The sequence below is a fragment of the Nodosilinea sp. LEGE 07298 genome, assembly GCF_015207265.1.
Classification (GTDB): Bacteria; Cyanobacteriota; Cyanobacteriia; order Phormidesmidales; family Phormidesmidaceae; genus Nodosilinea.
In genome coordinates this window covers 1-3,087 of the sequence record NZ_JADEXE010000483.1, presented here as the reverse complement: position 1 = coordinate 3,087, position 3,087 = coordinate 1, and the positions used below count along the sequence as shown (strand labels likewise).

General features: G+C 59.2%; 2 protein-coding genes. One reads left to right on the top strand and one right to left on the bottom strand.

Features of this window, described 5'->3' with window-relative positions; all coding sequences use genetic code 11:
• The first annotated feature begins 14 nt into the window (after positions 1–14).
• Complete coding sequence (locus IQ273_RS32025) at positions 15–449, top strand: hemerythrin family protein (RefSeq protein ID WP_194027125.1); 435 nt, start codon at positions 15–17, stop codon at positions 447–449.
• Between the two features lie 15 nt (positions 450–464).
• On the opposite strand, the gene IQ273_RS32020 is transcribed toward IQ273_RS32025, so the two are convergent.
• Positions 465–3,087, bottom strand: a 2,623-nt coding sequence (locus tag IQ273_RS32020; RefSeq protein WP_194027124.1) for a right-handed parallel beta-helix repeat-containing protein, incomplete at its 5' end; no start/stop codon positions are given.

Here is a 3,087-nt window from a genome sequence, read left to right as displayed (position 1 = left end):
CTCCCCCACTCCCCATGAACCCTACAGCCACCATCCAGACCTTCACCTGGGACGACTCCCTCAGCACTGGCGTACCCATGATCGACGCCCACCACAAAGAGCTGATTGCCGCTGTGAATGATTTAGGCTTGGCGATCGCTCACCACAAAGGCGCTACCGCGATTAAAAAGCTCTTCTCCTTTCTCAAGTTCTACGCCGAGTGGCACTTCGAGCACGAAGAAGCCTGTGCCGCCAAGCACAAGTGTCCGATCGCTGAGGTCAATCAGCAGGCCCACGCCACCTTTATCGAAACCTTTGGCCACCTGCACGATCGCTACAAAGCCAGCGACGCCAGCGAGGCCGTAGCCGAAGAAATTTATCAGCAGCTGGTCGACTGGTTGACCAGCCACATTCTCAAAATCGACACCAACATTGGTCGCTGTATTCGCAGCGCAACTCAGGCGGGATAAGCCCATCGCGAGCGATCAGGGGCAGGGCGGATTGCCCTGGCTACCGGCGGTGGCCCCAGCGTTGTTGACCTGGGTAAAGGTGCCGTTGTTTAGCGCGTTGAGCTGGGGTAAGTCGACCACTTGCAGCGTGCTGCCCCCATTGGCAAACAAATTAGCGTCAAAGTTTGTCGTATCAATGCTTTGGTTATTGCTGACTTGGGCACAGAGGGGCTGGGCCGACTCGTTGCCCAGCTCTAGCGCCTGGTTGCCAGACCCCTGAATTTGGTTGCCCACCACGGTGAGGGTAGAAAGCTGGCCGGTGCCATCGGCAAAACCAAAGATACCGGTATTGCCAACCCCTTGGGTTTGGTTATTGACCAGATCGGCCCGGTTTACGGTACCGCCGTTGGTGGCAAAGACGCGCAGACCGTCTTGGGCCACCTGGCTGACCTGATTACTATCAAGGGTGACGCTAGCCAGTTGCCCACCGGTTTCGGCAAAGGCAACGATACCGTCTTGACCAATGCTGTCAAGGGTATTGGCGCTAATTTGGGTGGCCTCGATTTTCCCCTGGTTGGCCGCGAAGACCTGAATGCCGCTGCCGGTAGTTTGACTAATTTGGTTGGCCGCAATCTGGAGAGATTGAATTTGCCCTTCACTATCGGTCAGTACCTGAATGCCTTCGCGGCCAATTGCCTGAAGCTGGTTGCCGGTAATGTTGGCCTGGCTAATTTGGCTTTGACCCTCGGCCAGCACCAAAACGCCGCCACCACCCATCGACTGAAGCTGATTGCCGCTAACGCGAACGGTACCCAGCTGGCTTTGCCCGTTGGCGATCGCCTGAATGCCCGTAGCCCCTACCCCAGTTAGCTGGTTATTCTCTATATTCGCGGTCTCTATGCGGCTGCCCTGGTCGGCCAGAATGAGAATGACGTTGGCTGCGATCGCACTCCCAGTCGCCGCCGCCTCACCCACCGTCGTATTCGTGACTGCCAGAGTTTGGATTTGGCTGCCGTTATTGGCCAGCAGCAGCAGACCATTTTGATTAGCCCGTTGAATGTCGCCGCCATCCAGGGTAACCGTCGCGATCTGGCTGCTGTTGTCGGCCAGCACCAGCACCCCATTTTCGCCTGCGCTGGCGACCTGGGGGGCGCTTAGCACGGCGGTGGCGATCTGGGAGCCGCGATCGGCGATTAGCACCAGGCCGTTGGCACCAGCGCTACCTACCGTTAGGTCAGTTACGGTTGCCGCCGCCAAGCTAGAGCCGTTTTGGCCCAAAATTAGCAGCCCGTTAGCCCCAGCCGATCGAATCGTGACGGCGTCTATAGTGGTATCGGCCAGGGTGCTGTTGGCGTCGGCTAGCACCAGCACCCCGTTGCTTTCCACCTGGCCCAGGTCGATTTGGCGTAGGGTTAGCGGGCCGAGGCGGCTGTCGCCCTGGGCCAATATGGCTAACCCGTTTTCTGCGGTCGCCCCCACCTGAATGTGCGCCAGGTCAACTGGGCCAATGTGGCTGCTGTTGCCGACTAGTACCAGCACCCCATTGGCCTGACTTTGCTCTACGTCTACCCCGACAACGGTCGCGGCGGCGATGGTGCTACCGTCATCAGCCAGGAGCAGCACGCCGTTGGTGCCGGTAGTGCCGAGACTGAGCTGGTTGAGCGCAACGTGGTCAATTCGGCCACCAGAATCGGCTATTACCAGTACGCCATTTTCGCCAGAGGCCGTAATCTGAGTTTGAGCGATCGCTACCGTACCGACGCGGCTGTTGGTTTCGCTCAGCACGGTGAGGCCATTTTCGCCAGCGCTGCGAATGCGGTTCTGGCTCAGCTGTAGGGTGTTGATCTGGCTGCCGTCAGCGGCTCGCACCAGTAGACCATCGCCCAGGGCACTGTGAATATCGTTGTTGCTGAGGTCAGCGGTGTCTATGGTTTGCCCAGAGAGATTGAGCAAGATGCCGTTTTGGCTGGCCGACTGGATTTGGTTGCGGCGAATCGCTACATTCCCACTGACCTGGTTTAGCAAAATGCCGTTGCGAGCTGCGAGAATTTGGTTGTCTAAAATCGTCACAGACCTGACCTCATTGGCCTGGATGCCATCCTGATCGGGGTCTGGGGCTATAGCAAACCCTGACAGCAGGCTGTCATCGCCCATGACTACGGTACCGGGCACGGAGGGCAGCAGGCCACTGCCAGAACCCGGCAGCGCCAGAATGCCCAACTGGGTACGCAGGGGCTGCACTGGCCCGGTAGACAAGACCTGCACCCCGGTGGGAATGGTAAAACCGCTGGCCAAATGACCTGGCTGAACGTAGACGCGATCGCCTATGCTGGCCGCGCCTAATGCCGGATCGATCGCGCCATAGGGGGCGGCGGCGGTACCATCGCCAGCATTGGCACCGGGCTGCACGTGGTAAAACCGATAGATCTGGTTGGAGTCGGGGTCGATCGCTGCCTGAGTTTGAGCGTCGGTGCCTACGGTAATGCCCATGGTGCGCTGAATCGGCTGGTTCAGCCCTAACCCTGCCGCCGCCGATCTAGGTGCAGAACCGCCCCAGCTAAAGCCCGTTTGCAGCAGCACATTGGCCCCAAAGCGATCGTCGTACTGTAGGCCCAGCCGCAGATTTAACCCCGGGGTAGGGCTGGCGGCAACCCAGGCC

Bases quoted from the DNA above. Each gene is read 5' to 3' on its own strand.
- IQ273_RS32025 (WP_194027125.1), top strand. From the start codon at position 15: ATGAACCCTACAGCCACCATCCAGACCTTCACCTGGGACGACTCCCTC.